Genomic DNA, 20,349 nt, shown 5'->3' on the forward strand with positions numbered 1-20,349 from the left:
TTTCTCGCAAACGAACCCACCACCGAAGGGAGAGCGCCGATGACCACACGCACTGACAATTTGCCGCGCGCCATGCTCATGGGGAAGCGGATTCTCGTGACAGGCGCCTCGAAGGGAATCGGCGCGGCCATCGTCCGCGCACTTCATCGCGAGGGCGCCAACCTGGTCCTCCACTTCAATACTGACCGGATGTCCGCGATCGCGCTCACTGCTGAGCTCGGCCACCGGGTACACGCTGTCGGCGCGGACCTGTCCGACCCGAGCGCGGGGACCCGATTGTGGGACGAGGCACGGAATCGCCTCGGCGAAGTCGATGTCCTCGTGAACAATGCTGGGGCGTGGATCGCCTCCCCTATCAGCGACGCTTGCGGTTGGAGTGCCGGCTGGACCGAGAATCTCCAACTCAATCTCCGTGCTGCCGCAGACCTGTGCCGTCTCGCCGTGCACGACTTCGAAGCTCAGGGCGGTGGGGCCATCATCACGATCACGAGTCGTTCGGCCCATCGCGGTGATGATGGCGACCACCTCGCGTACGGGGCGGCGAAAGCCGGCGTCCTCGCCCTCACGAAGGGCTTAGCACGCGCGTTCGGGCATCTCGGCATCCTCGCGTATGCGATTGCGCCCGGGTGGGTCGACACCGGACTTGTTGCAGGCACGGTCGACGCGAAGGCAGAGGGCACACTGCCACTGAGAGAGCTGACGCCTCCTGAGGACATCGCCGAACTTGTAGCATTCCTGGCAAGCGGACGCTCACGCCATCTCACTGGAGCCACTCTCGACGTCACCGGTGCCGACTACGTCCGCTGAGCACGGCTGACCCGGAAGGCTGCCCCGGTTTCAGAACCTCACCGCCTCGATGAACTTCTTCAGTTCCGGGTCCTCAGTGTGGTTGAACGCTTCGTCGGGAGTGGAATTGACGGCGATCTCACCCTGGTGGAAGAAGACGACGCGGTCGGCGGCCTTCGAAGCGAACGCCATGTCATGGGTGACGAGAGCAACCGCAATGCCTTCCTCCTCCTTGAGTCGGCGAAGGACATCGAGGACTTCAGCTGCCACTGGCGGATCGAGGGCAGAGGTGATCTCGTCACAGAGCAGCAGTTTCGGCTGCATCATGAGGGCACGGGCGATAGCAACGCGTTGGCGCTCGCCGCCGGAGAGCTGGACGGGCTTCGACCGGATGTGATCGGACATTCCCACCTCGGCGAGAGCTTTCTCCGCCCGCGCGAGTGCATCGGCCTCCGACATTCCCAGCCTCTTCCTCGGTGCCAGCGTGAGGTTCTTGAGCACATCCATGTGCGGCCACAGAGTGTAGCTCTGAAAGATCATGCCGACATGGGAGTCGACCTGTTTCCACGCCGGCGTGCGCTTCTGATCTTCGAAGACGACCTCACCGTCGAAAACCATTCGACCGTCGTCGGGATCGGTCAGGCCGGCGATAGCCCGGAGCAGGGTCGACTTGCCTGATCCGGAGCGCCCGATGATCACAGTGATATCGCCGGCCCTCATGTCGAAGTCGATGCTCTTCATCACCTCGCGGTCTCCGAAGCTCTTCTGCAGGCCCTGGCAGGAGACGAGAACTTCACCTTTTGCGGCGGTGATCCGCCTGCCTGACCCGCTTGGTACGGTGCCGGTTTCGCTCATGGCTTCACTTTGACCTTTCCGCCGGGCAGCATCTGCACTGCCAGGCCCCTCTTCTTCCGCACACTGCTGCCCATCATCAGGTTGCGCTCGATCTTGCTGAGGATCAGCGATGCGGGGAATGCGATCGCGAAGTACATCAGCGCCGCGACGCTGAGGATTTCAAGAGCGCGATAGGACTCAGTGGCGATCTTGTTCGCAGTGAACATGAGGTCAGCCACTGCGATCGTCGACACGAGAGCCGTGTCCTTGAACAGCGATATGTCGAGCGAGAGGATGACAGGCAACTGCTGTTTGAGGGCCTGCGGGACAATGATGTAGCGGATCTGCTGGAACCGGGTCAGTCGCAGCATCTTCCCCGCCTCGATCTGCTCGACCGGCACCGCTTGGAAACCGGATCGGTAAGCCTCTGCCATGAATGCAGTGAGATTGAGGGTGAGGGCGATGATCGCCGATATCGTCCCGGGAATCGTGATGCCGGTCAGCGTCGGCAGAGCGTAGTAGACCCAGAACAGCTGGACCAGCAACGGCGTGCACCGGAAGATCTCGATGTAGAGCTGCGTGATCCAGCGGACCACCTCGATGTTCGACATCCGCAGCAGTGCCACCGGTACGGCCAGAACCATGCTGAGGACGATGACGATGACCGAGATCTGCAATGTCATGCCCAGGCCCTCGAGCAGCCGGGGGAAGTTGTTCGTGATCACCGACCAGTCGAATTGGTAATTCATGATGGCTCCTCACCGATCACATCGCTCACTTCATTTCGAGATCGCCGAGGTCGGACGGGTCAATGACGCCGGCTTTGTCGAGGGCGGCTTGGAACGAGCCGTCATTCTTTGCATTCTGGATTGCGATGTTGAGGACCTGGAGCGAGCGATCATCGATATCGGAACTGACCCCGTAGTTCGAGTCGCTTTTGAAGATCACCGGGTTGGGTCTGACGATCTTCAGGGATGAGTTCTTCTGAGCGGCATCTGCGAGTGTCGGAAGGTCACCGAACGCCGCGACCGCCCGCCCAGCCTCCATCGCCGTAATCGACTGCGGAATGGCTTCGGCGCTGACGATGTCGACGTCGAATTCCTGGACGCGACGTTCGTACGAAGTTCCCGAGGCAACCGCGATGCCCTGACCGGATTTGATGATGTCGTCGGTTGACTTCAGCCCCGAGTCGGCTTTGACGATCCACACGCCCTCATAGGTATAAACGGGATCGGTGAACTGGATGGCCAAAGATCTTTCGGACGTGGCGTCAAGGTAGGCTCCGACATCGAATCGATCGGCCTGGAGGCCGGACACCATCTTCGACCATTCAGCGGCGACCGGAGTGAACTTCACACCCATCTCGTCAGCCAGGTTCTGCAGTGGCAGGACATTTGGTCCGCCCATCGTGCCGTCGGGCTGCTCGCCTGTCATGGGTGGAGCCGAGGCGATTCCGACCCGCAGTTCGCCCTGGTCCCGGATCTTCTGGAGCCAGGCGCCGTTCTCGGTGCCTCCAGCGGCTCCGCCAGACCGGAAGCCGGCGCCGAAATAGCCGCCGGCGAGGGCCAGCACGATGACCGCGACGATGGCGATGATGATCTGACTTGTCTTGGACATCTTTGCCTCTTACCGTCATGCTCGACTCCCTCGTCGAGCCCTGGACTGCGTTGTCCGAATGCTCCCCGGCGATCGTCGGGAATGGCAGTGCGGAATCGCACATGTCATACAATCGACCTTATAGCGGATTGATGTGATGTGCGACACATTAAATGAAATTCGACGCAGAAGTGTTGCCATGCGCCGTGATCTGCGTGACTGTCTTAGGTTGTATGACAATTGTTGAGCGATTGCACAATGGGAGATGAGGGTTGCGATGACCAGCGGCGAAGCGGAAGAGCCTCTCGAGACGATCGGTTTCGCGGCGCTCTCGACCGCAATCGAGAACCGTCTGATTCAAGCCGGGGCAAGTTCTGAAGTGTCCCGGATACTGGCACTTAACTGCGCGTCATGTGAACGCGACGGCACTCTCAGCCATGGGGTGTTCCGGGTTCGCGGCTACATCGATTCGCTCACCCGCGGTTGGGCTGACGGCCGGGCGATGCCGGTGGTCGAGGAAGCAGGCGACTCGTTCATCCGCGTCGACGGCCGGAACGGATTCGCACAGCCGGCGCTCGCCGCAGCTAAACCTGCGATCACTGCAGCGATTGAGGGCACTGGAGTTGCAGTGGTCGCCTTGCGCGACTCGCACCATTTCAGTGCACTGTGGCCCGATCTCGAGGTCTTTGCCAGGGACGGGTGCACAGCGATGGCGATGATCGCGAGCGGAAAGCTCGCTGTCGTCCCCGAGGGTGCGCGCAGGCCGGTCTTCAGTACGAACCCGTTCGGCTTCGCCACGCCTGTCGCGGGCACGGATCCCCTCGTATTCGATTTCTCGACATCGTCGATGTCACATGGTGACCTCCAGCTCGCGGCTTCCGACGGAGTCGCCGTGCCGCCGCACACTGGTGTCGACGCTGCAGGAAACGAGTCCGAGGACCCGAAAGCGATCCTCGATGGTGGCGGATTGCGGCCGTTCGGAGGACACAAGGGAGCGTTGCTGTCGCTGATGATCGAGACGCTTGCCGCCGGTCTGACCGGCGGCAGCTTCACTTACGAAGTCGACATGGAGGCTCCCACGGGTGCACACACATTCCGGACCGGACAGCTCTACATCGTCATCGATCCGCGGCGCGGAGGAAACGAGTCTTATCCCGAGCGCGTCGCCTCCTTCATCGACATGCTCAGGGAGGCTGGAATGGACCGACTCCCTGCCGATCGCCGCTATGCCAACCGGGCAGCGGCTGAAGCGCGCGGTATTCCCATGTCTGAGGAAATACGGGCTCTCCTCGCTGGGGAATGACTGGTCATCATTTGCCTGCAGGTGGCCGTGCGCGGTCTGCAGTTCAACCGGGATGTCTTGAACGCAGCCGTTCGAGCCCCGCCCAACGCTCACCGTGCCTGCATCCGCCACCACAGCAGGGCGACGTGGAGAGCGGTGCGTGACTCGGCGTCGTCGAGGGAGACGCCGAGGCGCTCCTCGAGTTTCGCCAGCCGCGCGTAGAGGGCGGGGCGAGAGAGGAATCCTGCCCGCGCGAGCGCCGACTTGTTGCCGCCGTGGGTGAGGGCGAGGTCGAGGAAATCGAGCATCTGTTCATCCCCGTCGAGCAGCGGCCCGAGCTCGCCCTCGGCGAAGGCCCGCAGGCGCGGGTCCTCACCGAGCACGGCGAGCAGACCGCGCAGCCGCACATCGGCGGAACGGTAGAAGAGCCGCTCGCGGACCTCGAGCGTCGAGGCCGCCTCGGCGACCTGCGCGGCAGTGGGGAGTCTGCCGATGGCCGCGATGAGCGACACGTCGCTGCGTCCGACGCCCACGGTCCACGTGACATCGAGGTCGGGCAGCGCGGAGAACACGCGGTCGAGGACCTTCGTCTCGTCGCGACGGCCGGGCAGCGCGAGGATGAGGCCGAACGAACCCGACTGCAGCTGGGCGGAGACGACGGCGAGGTCGGCCCGGGCGGCCGCCTCGGTGACCTCCGTGATGACAGCGCGCTCCCAGAGCTGAATCCGCGTCGGATCGGCCGCCGGATCGTGGTCGATGCGCACGACGACCGGAACGAGACGAGCCCCGGCGGGCGGATCGAAGCCGAGCGATCGCGCACGAACCCGCACCTCACCTTCGTCGTCGTGGCGCGCATCGAGGATGTCCCGGACGAAACCGCTCTGCGCCTGCAGGACGAGGTCACGCTCATCGCGTTCGGCCATCCGGGTGAGCGTGAGCGCCTGGGCGGCGCGCTCGACGATCTGTTCGACATCCGGCACAGCGGTGCGCGTGATACCCGGCACGACGAGACGGCCCCAGCGGCGGGCGCGCAGGCCCACGGGCAGGGAATGCCAACGGCGGTCGACGCCGAGGTGACCGCCGGGCACCGACGAACCCGCACCGAGGCGGCCGCCGGGCTCCACGCGGTCACGGCTCTCCGTGCGTCCCGCACCCGTCTCGACGACGAGATCCTTCCACTGGGCGGCAAGGGCCTCCGATCCGTCACCGGCATGCGCGAGCACCCGGTGACTGACGTCCTCGAGGATGACGGGGGCACCGAGGAGGGCGGCCGTGCGCGCGACGATCACCCCGACCTCGGCCCGCTCGAGACTGAGCTGGGTGTACGTCTCGTGGATCTCCCGGGCCCGTTCGAGACGGCCGAGCTGCAGACCGAGCAGCGCCCGATGCGCGAGTTCGGTGATGCGGACGAACTTGATCCGACGCCGCAGGCAGATGACGGGCAGGCTCCGGCCTTCGGCGGCGGCGCGGAGCACCGCGACCGCGGCGTCATCAGGCGTCGAGTCGTCGTTGACGAGTTCGACGACGACTCCGGCGGCGCCGGCGTGCGCGAGCTGATCGAGGAACTGCGCCATCGCCGCAGCCGACCGGCGGAACGTCTGCGCCGTGGTGAGCACGAGCTCCCCGCCTTCGAGGAACCGTTCGACCTCGGGCGCATCGGCGATGTGGATCCACCGGACCGGGCGGTCGAGACGCTCGCCACCGGAGAGGACCTCGGGACCGCCGGCGCGGATCTCCCCGAAGTCGAGCACGTCGGCGACGACGAGGCCACCGGCACGGTCGGCCTCCGCCGTCCCCGCGGTGTCCCTCGCGCCCTGTTCACCGCCATCGATCGTCATTGACACAGTGTAAATCTGGCTTCGCCGATACTGACACTCTGACACTGACGTCGCAGCGCCTCGGCGACGAAGATGAGAAGACGCACCTCTGCCGTCGACGTCGAAGGAACCCCCTCATGCCCGCCATCTCCCATTGGATCAACGGCCGCCCCGAGACCCTCGGTGCGGACACCCGCCTCGGTCAGGTGACGAACCCGGCGACCGGACAGGTCACCGGTGAGGTCGCGCTCGCCGACAAGGCCACCACGGACGCCGCGATCGCTGCGGCCGCGGCCGCCTTCCCCGCCTGGCGCGACACCTCGCTGGCGAAGCGCACCGCGACCCTCTTCGCCTTCCGGGAGCTGCTCAACTCCCGCAAGGCCGAACTCGCCGAGATCATCACCGCCGAACACGGGAAGGTGCTCTCCGATGCCATGGGCGAGATCGCCCGCGGCCAGGAGGTCGTCGAATTCGCGTGCGGCATCTCAGGTCTCCTCAAGGGCGGCTTCTCGGAGAACGTCTCCTCGACCGTCGACGTCCACTCGCTGCGACAGCCGCTCGGCGTCGCCGCGATCATCTCGCCGTTCAACTTCCCGGCGATGGTGCCGATGTGGTTCTTCCCCATCGCCATCGCCGCCGGCAACACCGTCGTCCTCAAGCCCAGCGAGAAGGACCCGAGTGCCGCGAACTGGCTCGCCGAGCTCTGGCAGGAAGCCGGCCTGCCCGACGGCGTGTTCAACGTCCTCCACGGTGACAAGGAAGCCGTGGACACACTGCTGACCAGCCCGGACGTCGCCTCGGTGTCCTTCGTCGGGTCGACTCCGATCGCCCGGTACGTCTACGAGACGGGCACTGCGAGCGGCAAGCGGGTGCAGGCGCTCGGCGGCGCGAAGAACCACATGCTCGTCCTCCCCGACGCCGACCTCGACCTTGCCGCCGACGCCGCCGTCAACGCCGGGTACGGCGCTGCCGGGGAGCGGTGCATGGCGATCTCCGTCGTCGTCGCCGTCGACTCGATCGCCGATGAGCTCGTGGCGAAGATCGCCGAACGCACGCGGACCCTGCGCATCGGCGACGGTCGGGACGAGCCGGACATGGGCCCGCTCATCACCGCAGCCCACCGCGACAAGGTGTCCGGGTACATCGATGCCGGCGCCGAGGCGGGGGCCACTGTCGTCCTCGACGGGCGCGATAACCTGCCCGCGGACGGGTTCTTCCTCAATCCGACGCTCTTCGACAACGTCACCTTCGACATGTCGATCTACACCGACGAGATCTTCGGGCCGGTGCTCTCCGTCGTCCGGGTCCCCGGCTATGACGAGGGACTCGACCTCATCAACGCCAACCCCTACGGCAACGGCACCGCGATCTTCACCAACGACGGCGGCGCCGCCCGCCGCTACGAGCGGGAGGTCGAGGTCGGGATGGTCGGCGTCAACGTCCCGATCCCCGTGCCCGTCGGCTGCTACTCGTTCGGCGGCTGGAAGAACTCCCTCTTCGGCGACACTCACGCCTACGGTGACGAGGGCGTCCACTTCTTCACCCGCGGCAAGGTCGTCACCTCCCGCTGGCTCGATCCCAGCCACGGCGGCCTCAACCTCGGCTTCCCGACCCACGACTGACAAGGACACGACGATGACGACGACCATCGACAGCGCAGACACCCCGACCACCCCCACCGAGGCGGCCCCCACCTCGGCGATCACCGCCGATCAGCTCGCCGCCGGGCGCCGCGCGTACGACCTCGATCGCCGGCACGTCTTCCACTCGTGGCAGGCACAGGGCACCTTCGACCCGATGACCGTCGTCGCGGCGGAGGGCTCGCACGTCTGGGACGGGGAGGGGCGGAAGCTCCTCGACTTCTCCTCGCAGCTGGTCAACACGAACATCGGACACCAGCATCCGACGGTCGTCGCCGCCGTCCAGGAGCAGGCGGCGCGGCTGTGCACGATCGCCCCGCAGCACGTCAACGACGCCCGCTCCGAGGCCGCGCGACTCATCGCCGAGCTCACCCCCGGCGACCTCGACCACGTGTTCTTCACCAACGGCGGCGCCGACGCGAACGAGCACGCGATCCGCATGGCCCGCCTGCACACTGGTCGGACGAAGGTGCTCTCGGCCTACCGCAGCTACCACGGCGGCACGCAGCTCGCCGTCAACGTCACCGGCGACCCGCGGCGGTTCCCCAACGACTACTCGGCCGAAGGCGTCGTCCACTTCATGCCCGCCTACCAGTACCGCTCGTACTTCGGGGCGACGACCGAGGCCGAGGAGACGGAGCGGGCGCTGCGCCACCTCGAGGACCTCATCGTCCTCGAGGGGCCGGCGAACATTGCCGCCCTCGTCCTCGAGACCGTGCCCGGCACCGCCGGCATCTACGGTCCGCCCGCCGGGTACCTCGAAGGGGTCCGCGAGCTCACCGCGAAGCACGGGATCGTCTACATCGCCGACGAGGTGATGGCCGGATTCGGGCGCACGGGCCGCTGGTTCGCCGTCGACCGCTGGGATGTCACCCCCGACCTCATCACGTTCGCGAAGGGGGTCAACTCCGGGTACGTGCCGCTCGGCGGGGTCGCGATCTCCGCCGCGATCGCCGAGACCTTCCGAGATCGCGCCTACCCCGGCGGGCTGACGTACTCGGGGCATCCGCTCGCGTGCGCGGCGGCCGTCGCGACGATCGGCGCGATGCGGGAGGAGGGGATGGTGGAGAATGCCGACCGCCTCGGCGCCGAGGTGATCGGACCGACCCTGCATGAGCTCGCGTCCCGGCATCCGTCCGTCGGCGATGTCCGCGGCATGGGCTGCTTCTGGGCCGTCGAACTCGTCCGCAACCGCGAGACGAAGGAGCCGCTGGCCGCGTACGGCGGGAGCTCGCCGGAGATGAACGAGGTCATCGCCGCGCTCAAGGCCGGCGGGGTCCTCCCGTTCGCGAACTTCAACCGCATCCACATCGTCCCGCCGCTCAACACCCCGGACGCCGAGGTGCGCGCGGGCCTCGCGGTGCTCGAAGAGGCGCTCAGCATCGCCGACCGGTACGTCGACTGACCTGAGATGACGGCCTGCGCCGGGGTGGCACGGTCGAGATCACGCGGAGCCGCCTCGGCGAGGTCATCGGGGGCACCCGGGCCGCTGCTCGGGGACGAGGTCGGCCGCCTCGGCGAGGTCGGGGCGACAACCTCCCTGGATGTGAAAGCTGATACAGTCGGACCGTTTGCTCTGCTGTTTCTCCAGTTGGGAGATGAACGCAGGGTGAACTGGGTGGCCAGGCGCTGAAAAGTGGGTGAAGTTCCGACTTCGGACGCTGTAGACTCGCACCTGGTTGAGCTCGCAGTCCGTCGGCTCGGCCGTCTCCCGTCCTCATAGTGTCTACATCCAAGGTCGCTGAGTGGAAATCTTCTTCGTTGTCGTGCTCGTCGTCGCACTGGCGCTCTTCTTCGACTTCACCAATGGCTTCCACGACACGGCCAATGCGATGGCGACGCCGATCGCCACCGGCGCGATCAAGCCGAAGGCCGCTGTCACCCTCGCCGCGATCCTCAATCTCATCGGGGCCTTCCTCTCCACCGAGGTGGCGAAGACGATCTCCGGCGGGATCATCAGAGAGGGTAACGGGGGAGTCCAGATCACTCCCGAGTTCATCCTCGCCGGCCTCATCGGCGCGATCATCTGGAACATGGCGACGTGGCGCTTCGGGCTGCCGTCCTCGTCGTCGCACGCGCTCTTCGGCGGTCTCATCGGCGCGGCCATCGTCGGCGCGGGCGTGAACTCCGTCGACTTCGGCGTCTTCCTCTCCAAGGTCGTCATCCCCGCGATCGCCGCCCCGCTCATCGCCGGCATCAGCGCCTACATGTGCACGCGCCTGGCCTACTACATCACGCGGCGCAACGGTGACGGCCAGACCGCGCACCGGGCGCCGTTCAAGTACGGGCAGATCTTCAGCTCCTCGCTCGTCGCGCTCGCCCACGGCACGAACGACGCGCAGAAGACGATGGGCGTCATCACCCTCGTCCTCATCTCCGCGAACCTGCAGGAAGGCGGCACCGGTCCGCAGTTCTGGGTCATCGTCACGTGTGCGTTCGCGATCGCCTTCGGCACGTACGTGGGCGGCTGGCGCATCATCGACACGCTCGGCACGAAGCTCACCACCGTCAAGCCCGCCCAGGGTCTGTCCGCCGAGACCTCGACGGCCGCGGCGATCCTCGCCTCCTCGCACCTCGGCTTCGCGCTGTCGACGACGCAGGTCGCCTCCGGGTCGGTGCTCGGGTCCGGGCTCGGTCGCAAGGGCGCCGACGTCCGCTGGTCGACGGCCGGGCGGATCGCCTCGGGGTGGCTGCTGACGATCCCGGCCGCCGGCATCGTCGGGGCCGCCGCCGCGGGCGTCGCGTACTTCGGTCTCTTCGGCGTCCTCGTCGACACGGCCGTGGCCGTCGCCGTCGTGCTGTGGATCTACCTCAGCTCGCGGCGGGCGAAGGAGACCGAGATCTCGAACTTCGACACCGTCGGCGAGGCGGTCAACGTCCGCGGTCGCAAGCGCAAACTTCGCCAGGACCGCAACCGCAAGCGCGCCGCGGCCAAGCGTGAGGCCCGCACCGAGGCGATGGAGAAGAAAGCGGCGGCGAAGCAGGCCCGCAAGGCGCAGGCACGACGCGGGAACGCAAGGAACGGCGGCCCGGGAAGCAATGGCGCGGGGAACGGCAGTGGCAGCGGTACCGGAGTCGGTGCTGACGGAGTCGGTGTCGGCGTGGCTGACGCAGGAGCGCGCGGCGCGGATCGAACCGACGGCACCGATGCCGCCGATCTGACCGGGGCTGATGCCATCGGCCGGGACGCTTCGAACGACAAGGGAGACGCGAAATGATCGAATGGAGCTCCTTCGCCGTCGTCGCCATTGCGACGTGGGTGTCCTCGCTCGTCGTCATCGGACTGTTCTCGACTGCCGTGCGCATGCGCGCCGTGCACATCGACCAGATCGCGGAGGGCCATCCCAACCCGCTGCTCAAGCTCGGCTACTGGGCGGTCTTCGGGGTCTGCGGCCTCCTCGTCCTCTACGGCGTCTATCTCATCGTCCCGGCACTCAGCGGAAGCTGAGCACACCGTCACCGAGGCGCCCCCGGCCGGGCCGCTGGCTCCTCAGAGGCCAAGTGCGCTCAGTTCGCCCACGCACGCCTCGCAACAGCACACACAACTAACAGCCGCACGCACAACCCACAGCGGCACGCACTGCTCGTGGCTCGCCACCTCCTCGGTGGAGCGCTGAATGCTCCCCGTGCAGGCGGTGTTCATCGAGCTCCGAGTGCGGGACATCAATACGCGACTTCCGCTCCCACTCCGCTTGCCACCCGCTCCGTTCGCCGCCGCAGCGAACCTCGGGTGAATGTGACGATCCCCCGACCACCTCGGCGGTGATCGGGGGATCTGTCGGTTCAGGCGACGGCGAGGCCGAAGCGCTCAGCCGACGGCGTCAGGAGCTCAGCCTCAGGCGAGGCCCAGGTGCTTGCGGAGCTTGTCGACCTCGGCGCGGAGTTCGGCGGGAACCGAATCGCCGAGTTCGGCGTACCATTCCTCGATCGAGGCGAGCTCGGTCTCCCACTCCTCGGGCTTGATCGCGAGCGCCTTGCGCAGCTGCTCCTCGGTGAAGTCGAGTCCTTCGGTGTCGAGGCCGCCTTCGGCCGGGGTGAAGCCGAGCGGGGACTCAGCGGCGTCGACGGTGCCATTGACACGTTCGAAGACCCACTTGAGCACGCGCGAGTTCTCCGAGAAGCCGGGCCACAAGAACGAGTTGTCGTCGTCGCGACGGAACCAGTTGACGTAGAAGATCTTCGGCAGCTTCGCTCCGTCGGTCTGGCCGATGTTGAGCCAGTGCTGGAGGTAGTCGCCGACGTTGTAGCCGATGAACGGCCGCATCGCCATGGGATCGCGGCGGACGACGCCGACAGCGCCGGTCGCGGCAGCGGTGGTCTCCGAGGAGAGCACCGAGCCCATGAACACGCCGTGGTTCCAGTCGCGGGTCTCGGTGACGAGCGGCATCGTCGTCTTGCGGCGTCCGCCGAAGAGGATCGCCGAGATCGGCACACCGTTGGGGTTCTGCCACTCGGGCGCGAGCGTGGGCACGTTCGAGATCGGGGTGCAGAAGCGCGAGTTCGGGTGGGCGGCCGGGGTCTCCGAGTCCGGAGTCCAGTCGTTGCCGCGCCAGTCGGTGAGGTGCGCGGGCTTCTCGTCGGTCTTGCCCTCCCACCACACGTCGCCGTCGTCGGTGAGCGCCACGTTCGTGAAGATGTTGCCGCCGGCCTCGATCGCGTGCATCGCGGTCGGGTTCGTCGAGTAGCCGGTGCCCGGCGCCACGCCGAAGAGACCGAACTCGGGGTTGACGGCGTAGAGCTGGCCGTCTTCACCGAAGCGCATCCAGGCGATGTCGTCGCCGAGGGTCTCGGCCTTCCAACCGGGAATCGTCGGCTCGATCATCGCGAGGTTCGTCTTGCCGCAGGCCGATGGGAACGCCGCGGCGATGTACTTGACCTCGCCTTCCGGGTTCGTCAGCTTGAGGATGAGCATGTGCTCGGCCAGCCAGCCCTCGTCGTGGGCGATCGCCGAGGCGATGCGCAGCGCGTAGCACTTCTTGCCGAGCAGCGCGTTGCCGCCGTAGCCGGAGCCGAACGACCAGATCGAGCGCTCCTCCGGGAAATGGGTGATGTACTTCGTCGAGTTGTTCGGCCAGGCGACGTCCTCCTCGCCCTCGGCGAGCGGGGCGCCGACGGAGTGGACGCACTCGACGAAGCCCGCGTCCTGCGCGTCGATCGCATCGAGGGCGTACTTGCCCGAGCGAGCCATGATGAGCATGGAGAGCACGACGTAGGGCGAATCGGTGACCTCGATGCCGAACATCGGCTGGTCCGCCTCGGCGAGGCCCATGACGAACGGGATGACGTACATCGTGCGTCCGCGCATCGAGCCCTCGAAGAGACCGTCCAACGTCTGCTTCATCTCGGCGGGGGCGACCCAGTTGTTGAGTGCGCCGGCATCCTTCTCATCGACCGAGCAGATGTAGGTGCGGTCCTCGACGCGGGCGACGTCCTCGGGGTCCGAGGCTGCGTAGTAGGAGTCCTTCGTGCCGGTGAGGGCCACGAGCGTCCCGGCGTCGACGAGCTGCTGCGTGATGAGGGCCTTCTGGCCCTCGGAGCCGTCGATCCAGACGATGTCGTCGGGGGTCGTGAGGTGGGCGATCCGGCTGACGAACGAGAGCACCTTCTCGTTCTTCGTCGGTGCGTTCTTCAGCTGGTCAGCGACGACGTCATGGTCGAGGACTGTCATGAGTGGTCTCCTGGTCGATCGGGGTTTGACGACATTGGGGAGGATGTCGAGCGGTGGTTACACAACCACGGTAGGGTGGCGGCAGAGGCGGACATCACCGGTTTTCGGCAACCGAAGATGTGCATTGGGCCACAAAGACGGGGTCGCTGACGTGAATGCATCATTTGACCGACGTGTTTTTGCATAGCAATGACGGATAGTTGCAGATCCTGACTTTCGTTGAAAATTGCATCACCGTTCACCTCGCCGAGGTTGTCCGCCCGCCCGTTTGTCCGGCGTTTCCCGCCGGTTGGGTCACTCGAGGGTCACGATTGCCAGCAGAATCGGTTCGCGGGGATCGACTGGTGTTCACAGGACGCTCGGCTCCGGGGATCCCGGGCGACGGCTCCCGCCGCTGCGCATCTCGAGCCCGGCGAAAACTGTGGCGAAGGGCACTGCCGGGGATTTGAGGTCGGGTGAACATCCTGTGTATAGTTGTTCGAGTTGCAGGGCGGAAGTCCGGTCGACATGCGCCACTAGCTCAACGGATAGAGCATCTGACTACGGATCAGAAGGTTGGGGGTTCGAATCCCTCGTGGCGCACCGCAGAAGGCCTCTCACCAGGAGAAAGATCCGGTGAGGGGCCTTCGTCGATTCCCTTGGCTGAAGCCGGATCAGCTCCATGGGGCGAACTCGATCAGCGGTTGCCCAGCAGCTAGATCGACGGCCAGGTCCTGAGCGACATGGAGGTGGAGTCACGGATGATGTGTTCACGGAGGCCGCATGAGTGACGTCGACAGCCCGGAATCCTCGAGGCAGGTTCCGGCGACACTCGCCTCGACAATCCCCGTCGGCTTCGCACTGCCGGTCGATATCCTCGAGTTCACCGGTCCGGACCCCGAACCGATCTGGCTCAATGAGGCCGGGGGAGTGACGGTGCGCTTCGACGGTGACACGGCGGGAGACGGCACCCGCCTCCGGTACCTCAAGCGCAACCCGTTGCCGAGCAGTGAGGATCTCGCGCTCGAGGGGGAGAAGCTCGAGTGGCTGACTGCCCGGCATCCCGCCCCGCGCGTCGTCGACTATGTCCGTCGAGGCGATGCCGAGTTCCTCATCACCGAGGCGATCCCCGGCGCCAACGCGGTCGCCGCCGTGAACACAGCGCGGGCGAACACCGCGATCGCGGCCATCGGCGAAGGCCTGCGCCGCCTTCACGAGCTGCCCGTCGACGACTGCCCGTGGACGTGGTCCGTCTCGGACCGACTGCAGACTGCCGAGGCCGAGCGGGCGAGCACTCTCGGCCCGGCCCCGGAGATCGACCGCCTCGTCGTCTGCCACGGCGACCCGTGTGCCCCGAACACCCTGCTCGATGCGACTGGCACGTTCGTCGGGCACGTCGATATGCAGCGCCTCGGCGTCGCCGACCGCTGGGCCGACCTCGCGGTGACGACGATGTCGTTCGGCTGGAACTACGACGAGTTCGACGAGGCGGTCTTCTGGGACGCCTACGGCATCGCCCCGGACGAGCCGAGGATCCGGTACTACCGCGAGCTGTGGGACGCGGAGTAGGTCTGCCGCACACCGAGGCGGTCAGCCCGGTCCGTGCCGCGTCTCCTCAGCTCTCCTCCCCGATCTTCACGGCGAGCACCGGCACCGGGGAGTCGAGCAGGAGGCGCTGACTCACCGATCCCATGAGGGCCTTGCCGACGCGGGACCGGCGCTTCATGCCGATGACGAGGCGGGAGACATCCGAGCGGTCGTCGAGTTCGTCGAGGACCGCCTCGGCGGGATCACGGTCACCCCTCCCGCGCCGGTCGACGAGTTCGTACGGCACCTCGGAGGCGTCGAGCGTCGTCGTGTCGAACGTCGACTGGATGCCGAGCGGGATGACGATGAGGCCGGTGTCGAAATGGCGGGCTTCGCTGATCGCCGCCGTCAACGCCGCCTCGGCGGTCTGGTTGTCGGGAACTGCCACCATGATGGCCATGGCTTCTCCTTCTGATCGGAGTGGGTCTGATCGGGGTGGGTGCGCCGGGCGGGGAGTACCGGCAGATCGTGTCTTCGCTCATTCTCGCCGAAGCGGCTCGGAACAGCACGTGGTCAACCGTCCGCGCGGAGGATGCGAAGGCCTCTGCCGGCGACGACGCCCGGGAAGAACTGGGCGTCGACACTCCAGCTCACTGCCCGTATTTTGTGCGGAACTCCTCCTCGAGGTCCTCGAGTGTCTTGTCCCGGGTCTCCGGCAGCATCGTGATGAGGAAGACGAGCGCGAGGACGCCGCAGCCTGCCAGCAGGAAGAACGTCGCAGAGATCCCCAGCGATGCCACGACCGGCGGGAAGAACTGAGCGACAGCGGCGTTGGCCATCCACAGTGCGAAGACGCAGATGCCCATCGCGAACGACCGGATCTTCAGCGGGAAGATCTCCGAGAGCATGAGCCAGGTCAGCGGCCCGATCGTCCCCTGCATTGAGAAGACGAAGAGAATGACGAATGCGAGGATCGCGTAGGCCTTGAACTGGCCTTCCGGGAGGAACGCGGCCGAGAGGCCGATGAGGATGTGGAAGAAGGTCGTCAGCATGAAGCCGCCGATGAGCATCTTCCGCCGAGGCAGCTTGTTGATGAGCAGAATGCCGACGGTGACGCCAATGACCGAGGCCAGCCCGTTGAGAGTATTCGCGACGATCGCGGCGTCAGCGGAGAATCCGGCGTCGGTGAGCAGCTGCGTGCCGTAATACATCACGGCATTGATGCCCGAGAACTGCGAGGCGACTCCGACCCCGACGCCGATGATGACGAGCCGCAGCACCCACTTCGAGGCGAGGTCGGAGAGACCGCCGGTCTTCGACTTCTCCTCCTCCTCGGCGAGCAGTTCGACCTCCTTCATCTCCGCCTCGGCGCGTTCGGTCGATCGCACTTGCTTGAGCACCTCGAAGGCCTGTTCGTCGCGGTGCTTCGAGATCAGCCAGCGTGGACTCTCCGGGAGGAAGAGCATGCCGATGAGCAGCGCGATCGCAGGGAGCACGGCGACGGCGAGCATGTAGCGCCAGACTCCGTCGTGCTCACCCCAGATGTTGAAGATGATCGCGTTGATGACGAAGGCTGCGAACTGACCGGAAACGATCATCACCTCATTGCGGGTGACGAGCGAACCGCGCTTCTCGAACGGAGAGAGCTCAGCGAGATAGACGGGCACTGTCGTCGATGCCGCCCCGACGGCGAGTCCGAGAACGAACCGGGCACCGGCGAGGAACTCCCACGTCGGTGCGAGCGCGCACGCCAGCGTGCCGACGATGAAGAAGAACGAGAGCAGCAGGATGTTCGAGCGTCGGCCGAAGGCGTCGGAGAGCCGGCCGCCGATGATCGCACCGAAGGCCGCGCCGATCGTGAGGAAGCTGACGACGAGACCCTCGGTGCGCGGGGTCAGCCCGAAGTCCTGGGTGAGCGGCTCGAGGGCGCCGTTGACGACACCCGTGTCGTAGCCGAAGAGCAGGCCGCCGAACGTCGCGACGACGGCGATGATGCCCAGTCGCGAGGTGTGCGGCCCCTTCGTGTCCGGGGGCAGGTCCACCAGGGATTTCTGTTGTCCGCTCATGGCGATCACTCTCCTTCGAATGACGTGCGTCCCGGCGCCCGTGCGGCGCCGTGCCTGGATTCGAGCAATGGTTGGGGACGGAACCGCGGATGCGGTCCCGCAGGGAACAGGGCTGATGGGGTCAGGTGGTGCGTGGTCGGATGGTCAGCGCCGAGGCTGCGGCGGGTAGCCCGAGGCGATCAGGTGGTGCGTGCGGTCGTCAGTCGGCATCGCCTCCGTGCCGGGCGACGAGGTCGTCGATCGTCGTCTTCTGGTACCGGGTGACCGCGTCGTTGTTCTCGTTCTCCCCGAAGACGTTGGAGACGATGAGCGCATCGGGCCGGTCGAGGAACCCGGACTCGCCGAGGCGGCTGAAGAGGGCCTCGAAATCGACGTCCCCGTCGCCGACCTTGAGGTGCTGGTGCACCCGCGCCGAGGTGGTCGGCGGGTTCGCGATGTATCGCAGCCCGTGTGAGGCCCGGTGGTCGAAGGCGTCGGAGATGTAGACGGCCCGCAGGCGATCGCCGAGTTCGGGAACGAGGGTGTCGAGGCAGTCGCCGTAGTGGAAGGTGTGCGGGGCGACGTAGACGAAGCCGATCGCGTCCGAGTCGAGGCCGCGCAGCACCCGCCACGCCTCGTGCCCGTCCTCGACGAAGTCGTCGGGGTGCGGATCGAAGTTGAGTCTGAGCCCCTCCCGCTCGATGACGGGCAGGATCTCATCCATCGATCGGTAGAACGACTCCTCGGACTCCTCGAAGGACTCGGGGCGGCCGCTGAATTCGGTGTTGATCGTCTCCACCCCGAGGTCGACGGCGATCTCGATGACCCGGAGGAAGTTCCTCACCGCGGCATCCCTCTTCGCCTCATCCGGCCAGGCGATCCGCTGCACCGGCAGCAGGGCGGGGACCGTGATGCCGGCGGCGTCGACGCTGCGAGCGAACCGGGCGATGAGGTCGCGGTCCATCTTCGGGTAGCGGAAGTGCGTCGCGAAGTCCGGATGCGGGGTCAGCTGCATGTGCTCGAACCCGAGGTCGGCGGTCGCGGCCGCGAAGTCGAGCAGCCGGTGCGTGTGGTGCAACGGGGTGGGGTCGTAGGCGAGCTTCATGATCGGCTCCTCACGCGTAGAACGCGGGCATCTCGGGGACATCGAGGGGGCGCCTGCCCGCCCCGCCCAGGGAGGCGACGCCTTCCTGGCACGCGACGGCGACGCGGTAGCCGTCCCACGCGGAGGGTCCGGCGATCTCCCCGCGGCGGGCGGCATCGACCCAGGCCTGGACCTGCGCGTCGTAGGCAGTCGCGAAACGGGTGGTGAAATCGGCGTGCTCGCCCATCGTGAACCGACGGTCGGACCACCGCTGCAGGCCGGTGGGCTCACCGATCCGCGCGATTCCCGACTCGAAGACCGCCTCGGTGGTCACCTGGTAGCCGAACTGCACGCTGACGTTCATCTCGAGGTCGACGAGGACGCCGTTCTCCAGCTCCATGAGCACGAGGATCGGTTCCCGCAGTCGGTCCGGGGTGAGCCGGTTCCGGCGGGCGAAGCGGACCTCGACGGCAGCGATGGGGGAGCCGGCGAGCCACGGGACGATGTCGAATTCGTGGACGACGGAGTCGGTGATGAGCGACTCCTGCTGGTACGAGTCCGGCACTGCCGGATTGCGGTGGGCGCACCGGAGCATGAGCAGCTCGCCGCTGTCCCCGGAGGTCACCAGCTCGCGCAGCTGCCGGTACTCGGGGTCGAAGCGGCGCATGAAGCCGACCTGGATGAGCTTCTTCCCGCCCGCCTGCTCGGCTTCGAGAACCCGCCACGAGGATTCCGGGTCCGGCGTCAGCGGCTTCTCGCACAGGGTGGGCAGCCCCGCCTCGATGGCGGGCAGGAGGACGGCCTCGTGGAGGAATCCGGGGGTGGCGACGAGGAGTCCGTCGACGGCGCCGGCGGCGATCGCATCCTCGACGCGGGAGAAGGCCTGCGCTCCGGGGGCGTTGGCGACAGCGGCCTGCGCTCGCCCCTCATCGGGTTCGATGACGGCCGAGACCGTCGCCCCGCTGATCGTGTGCGTGAGGCGCTTGACGTGGTCGGCGCCCATCATCCCGGCGCCGACGACTCCGACGCGGAAGTCGGCAGTGGGGTCGAACTGTGCCATGGTGGGGTTCTCCTTGAGTTCGGTCGGGTCGTCTGCTGCGGTGCAGAGTCGTGGGTCGGCTCAGCGGTCGGTGACCGCGGCCGGGGTGGAGGTGAGGATCGTCGAGAGCGTGCGCTCGGCGATCGGGAACGGGGCGTCGACGCTGCATCCGAACATGTCCTGTTCGACGATCGCGAAGGTGTCCGGAGCCAGCCCGGCGATCGCCTCGATGATCGGATCGAGCGGAGGGATGCCCTGGTTCGGTTCGACCATGATCCCGTCGGCGACCGCCTCGGCGAACGGGGTGTCGGACTTGAGGACATCGAAGATCTTCACCGGGTCGACCTGTTTGAGGTGGAGGTAGCCGATCCGCGAGGGATGGTCGGCGATGAGCTTGAGGTTGTCCCCGCCGTAGTAGGAGAAGTGCCCGGTGTCGAGGCAGAGGTTCGTGTACGCCTCATCGGTGAGTTCGAGGAACCGCTCGACCTCCGAATGGGTGCCGACGTGGGAGTCGGCATGGGAATGGAACTGCTGGTGGAGGCCGAACTCCTCCTCCAGAGCCTTCCCGAGGCGGTCATGGCCGGCCGCCAGACGCGTCCAGCCCTCGGTGTCGAGGGTGCGCGGTTCGAGGACTTCGCTCGTGGCGTCGGAGCGCCACAGGTCGGGGATGACGACGATGTGCTCGCCGCCGAGCTCCTGCGTCAGCGCCGCGATCTTCTCGACCTGCGCCCACGCGCGACCCCACTGGTCGTCGGTCTTGTGGAAGCCGGTGAAGACGGTGCCGCCGGAGAGCTTGAGTCCGCGGGAGTCGAGTTCCTCGCCCAGTCGGCCGGGGTCGGTGGGGAGGTAGCCGTAGGGTCCGAGCTCGATCCACGTGTAGCCGGCCGCGGCGACCTCGTCGAGGAAGCGCTGCCACGGCACCTGGCCGGGATGGTCGGGGAACCACACGCCCCACGAGTCCGGGGCCGTGCCGATGCGCAGGGTCTGGGCGCGGGGCGAGGAATCGGCGGGTGACTGCGTCGTCGTGGTCATGTCAGTGGTCCTTCGGGTGC

General features: G+C 66.6%; 17 protein-coding genes and 1 tRNA gene. 8 read left to right on the top strand and 10 right to left on the bottom strand.

Going from position 1 to position 20,349, the window contains the following annotated elements; all coding sequences use genetic code 11:
- The first annotated feature begins 39 nt into the window (after window positions 1-39).
- Complete coding sequence (locus FJ887_RS01840; RefSeq protein ID WP_250786142.1) at window positions 40-807, top strand: SDR family NAD(P)-dependent oxidoreductase; 768 nt, start codon at window positions 40-42, stop codon at window positions 805-807.
- A gap of 30 nt (window positions 808-837) precedes the next feature.
- On the opposite strand, the gene FJ887_RS01845 is transcribed toward FJ887_RS01840, so the two are convergent.
- From FJ887_RS01845 to FJ887_RS01855, 3 genes are read right to left on the bottom strand one after another with little or no spacing between them, the layout of a single operon-like run.
- Entirely contained in the window at window positions 838-1,641 is an 804-nt protein-coding gene (locus FJ887_RS01845) for an amino acid ABC transporter ATP-binding protein (RefSeq protein WP_137825405.1), read from the bottom strand.
- Window positions 1,638-2,345 (bottom strand): amino acid ABC transporter permease, encoded by a 708-nt coding sequence (locus FJ887_RS01850; protein ID WP_181365616.1) that lies wholly within the window; start codon window positions 2,343-2,345, stop codon window positions 1,638-1,640. Before FJ887_RS01850 ends, FJ887_RS01845 begins: the two co-directional genes overlap by 4 nt.
- 49 nt (window positions 2,346-2,394) lie before the next feature.
- Window positions 2,395-3,237 (bottom strand): substrate-binding periplasmic protein, encoded by an 843-nt coding sequence (locus tag FJ887_RS01855; protein WP_137825403.1) that lies wholly within the window; start codon window positions 3,235-3,237, stop codon window positions 2,395-2,397.
- Between the two features lie 256 nt (window positions 3,238-3,493).
- Between FJ887_RS01855 and FJ887_RS01860 the strand changes: the two genes are divergently transcribed.
- The gene (locus tag FJ887_RS01860) at window positions 3,494-4,519 is read left to right on the top strand and encodes an Ldh family oxidoreductase (protein WP_137825402.1); all 1,026 of its coding nucleotides are present in this window, start codon (window positions 3,494-3,496) and stop codon (window positions 4,517-4,519) included.
- Between the two features lie 89 nt (window positions 4,520-4,608).
- Here the strand turns inward: FJ887_RS01860 and FJ887_RS01865 are convergent, their stop codons facing one another.
- Window positions 4,609-6,336 (bottom strand): PucR family transcriptional regulator, encoded by a 1,728-nt coding sequence (locus FJ887_RS01865; protein ID WP_137825401.1) that lies wholly within the window; start codon window positions 6,334-6,336, stop codon window positions 4,609-4,611.
- 116 nt (window positions 6,337-6,452) lie between these two features.
- Between FJ887_RS01865 and FJ887_RS01870 the strand changes: the two genes are divergently transcribed.
- From FJ887_RS01870 to FJ887_RS01885, 4 genes are all read left to right on the top strand, one after another.
- Entirely contained in the window at window positions 6,453-7,937 is a 1,485-nt protein-coding gene (locus tag FJ887_RS01870) for a CoA-acylating methylmalonate-semialdehyde dehydrogenase (RefSeq protein WP_137825400.1), read from the top strand.
- 13 nt (window positions 7,938-7,950) lie between these two features.
- On the top strand, window positions 7,951-9,360 hold the full coding sequence (locus tag FJ887_RS01875) for an aspartate aminotransferase family protein (protein ID WP_249356742.1): 1,410 nt from the start codon (window positions 7,951-7,953) through the stop codon (window positions 9,358-9,360).
- Between the two features lie 340 nt (window positions 9,361-9,700).
- Entirely contained in the window at window positions 9,701-11,173 is a 1,473-nt protein-coding gene (locus FJ887_RS01880; RefSeq protein WP_137825399.1) for an inorganic phosphate transporter, read from the top strand.
- On the top strand, window positions 11,170-11,403 hold the full coding sequence (locus FJ887_RS01885; RefSeq protein ID WP_137825398.1) for a hypothetical protein: 234 nt from the start codon (window positions 11,170-11,172) through the stop codon (window positions 11,401-11,403). The genes FJ887_RS01880 and FJ887_RS01885 overlap by 4 nt, the downstream gene beginning before the upstream one ends.
- Window positions 11,404-11,790: 387 nt before the next feature.
- On the opposite strand, the gene FJ887_RS01890 is transcribed toward FJ887_RS01885, so the two are convergent.
- Window positions 11,791-13,623, bottom strand: coding sequence for a phosphoenolpyruvate carboxykinase (GTP) (locus FJ887_RS01890; RefSeq protein WP_137825397.1), 1,833 nt, complete (start codon window positions 13,621-13,623; stop codon window positions 11,791-11,793).
- 509 nt (window positions 13,624-14,132) lie between these two features.
- Here FJ887_RS01890 and FJ887_RS01895 point away from each other — a divergent pair.
- Together FJ887_RS01895 and FJ887_RS01900 are read left to right on the top strand one after the other, a co-directional pair.
- Window positions 14,133-14,205 (top strand) — tRNA-Arg (locus FJ887_RS01895).
- Window positions 14,206-14,385: 180 nt separating this feature from the next.
- Window positions 14,386-15,171: an aminoglycoside 3'-phosphotransferase gene (locus FJ887_RS01900; protein ID WP_137825396.1), complete on the top strand. Its 786-nt coding sequence runs from the start codon at window positions 14,386-14,388 to the stop codon at window positions 15,169-15,171.
- A 46-nt stretch (window positions 15,172-15,217) separates the two neighbouring features.
- Here FJ887_RS01900 and FJ887_RS01905 read toward each other — a convergent pair whose 3' ends face one another.
- The 5 genes from FJ887_RS01905 to FJ887_RS01925 all read right to left on the bottom strand — a co-directional run bounded on the left by FJ887_RS01905 (window position 15,218) and on the right by FJ887_RS01925 (window position 20,329).
- Window positions 15,218-15,589 carry a universal stress protein gene (locus FJ887_RS01905; protein WP_137825395.1) on the bottom strand — a complete coding sequence of 124 codons (372 nt, stop codon included), beginning with the start codon at window positions 15,587-15,589 and terminating at the stop codon, window positions 15,218-15,220.
- A 190-nt stretch (window positions 15,590-15,779) separates the two neighbouring features.
- Window positions 15,780-17,195 carry a sugar porter family MFS transporter gene (locus FJ887_RS01910; RefSeq protein WP_137825394.1) on the bottom strand — a complete coding sequence of 472 codons (1,416 nt, stop codon included), beginning with the start codon at window positions 17,193-17,195 and terminating at the stop codon, window positions 15,780-15,782.
- A 199-nt stretch (window positions 17,196-17,394) separates the two neighbouring features.
- The gene (locus FJ887_RS01915; protein WP_137825393.1) at window positions 17,395-18,279 is read right to left on the bottom strand and encodes a sugar phosphate isomerase/epimerase family protein; all 885 of its coding nucleotides are present in this window, start codon (window positions 18,277-18,279) and stop codon (window positions 17,395-17,397) included.
- 10 nt (window positions 18,280-18,289) lie between these two features.
- The gene (locus FJ887_RS01920; RefSeq protein WP_137825392.1) at window positions 18,290-19,318 is read right to left on the bottom strand and encodes a Gfo/Idh/MocA family protein; all 1,029 of its coding nucleotides are present in this window, start codon (window positions 19,316-19,318) and stop codon (window positions 18,290-18,292) included.
- A gap of 60 nt (window positions 19,319-19,378) precedes the next feature.
- Window positions 19,379-20,329 (bottom strand): sugar phosphate isomerase/epimerase family protein, encoded by a 951-nt coding sequence (locus FJ887_RS01925; RefSeq protein WP_137825391.1) that lies wholly within the window; start codon window positions 20,327-20,329, stop codon window positions 19,379-19,381.
- Window positions 20,330-20,349: the final 20 nt, after the last annotated feature.

The sequence above is a fragment of the Brevibacterium sp. XM4083 genome, assembly GCF_006489205.2.
Classification (GTDB): Bacteria; Actinomycetota; Actinomycetes; order Actinomycetales; family Brevibacteriaceae; genus Brevibacterium.

Excerpts from the sequence above, each read along its gene's own strand:
- FJ887_RS01905 (WP_137825395.1), bottom strand. The coding sequence starts at position 15,589 with ATGGCCATCATGGTGGCAGTTCCCGACAACCAGACCGCCGAGGCGGCG.
- FJ887_RS01870 (WP_137825400.1), top strand. The coding sequence starts at position 6,453 with ATGCCCGCCATCTCCCATTGGATCAACGGCCGCCCCGAGACCCTCGGT.
- FJ887_RS01915 (WP_137825393.1), bottom strand. The coding sequence starts at position 18,279 with ATGAAGCTCGCCTACGACCCCACCCCGTTGCACCACACGCACCGGCTG.
- FJ887_RS01840 (WP_250786142.1), top strand. The coding sequence starts at position 40 with ATGACCACACGCACTGACAATTTGCCGCGCGCCATGCTCATGGGGAAG.
- FJ887_RS01855 (WP_137825403.1), bottom strand. The coding sequence starts at position 3,237 with ATGTCCAAGACAAGTCAGATCATCATCGCCATCGTCGCGGTCATCGTG.
- FJ887_RS01920 (WP_137825392.1), bottom strand. The coding sequence starts at position 19,318 with ATGGCACAGTTCGACCCCACTGCCGACTTCCGCGTCGGAGTCGTCGGC.
- FJ887_RS01845 (WP_137825405.1), bottom strand. The coding sequence starts at position 1,641 with ATGAGCGAAACCGGCACCGTACCAAGCGGGTCAGGCAGGCGGATCACC.
- FJ887_RS01900 (WP_137825396.1), top strand. The coding sequence starts at position 14,386 with ATGAGTGACGTCGACAGCCCGGAATCCTCGAGGCAGGTTCCGGCGACA.
- FJ887_RS01860 (WP_137825402.1), top strand. The coding sequence starts at position 3,494 with ATGACCAGCGGCGAAGCGGAAGAGCCTCTCGAGACGATCGGTTTCGCG.
- FJ887_RS01865 (WP_137825401.1), bottom strand. The coding sequence starts at position 6,336 with ATGACGATCGATGGCGGTGAACAGGGCGCGAGGGACACCGCGGGGACG.
- FJ887_RS01910 (WP_137825394.1), bottom strand. The coding sequence starts at position 17,195 with ATGAGCGGACAACAGAAATCCCTGGTGGACCTGCCCCCGGACACGAAG.
- FJ887_RS01875 (WP_249356742.1), top strand. The coding sequence starts at position 7,951 with ATGACGACGACCATCGACAGCGCAGACACCCCGACCACCCCCACCGAG.
- FJ887_RS01925 (WP_137825391.1), bottom strand. The coding sequence starts at position 20,329 with ATGACCACGACGACGCAGTCACCCGCCGATTCCTCGCCCCGCGCCCAG.
- FJ887_RS01890 (WP_137825397.1), bottom strand. The coding sequence starts at position 13,623 with ATGACAGTCCTCGACCATGACGTCGTCGCTGACCAGCTGAAGAACGCA.
- FJ887_RS01885 (WP_137825398.1), top strand. The coding sequence starts at position 11,170 with ATGATCGAATGGAGCTCCTTCGCCGTCGTCGCCATTGCGACGTGGGTG.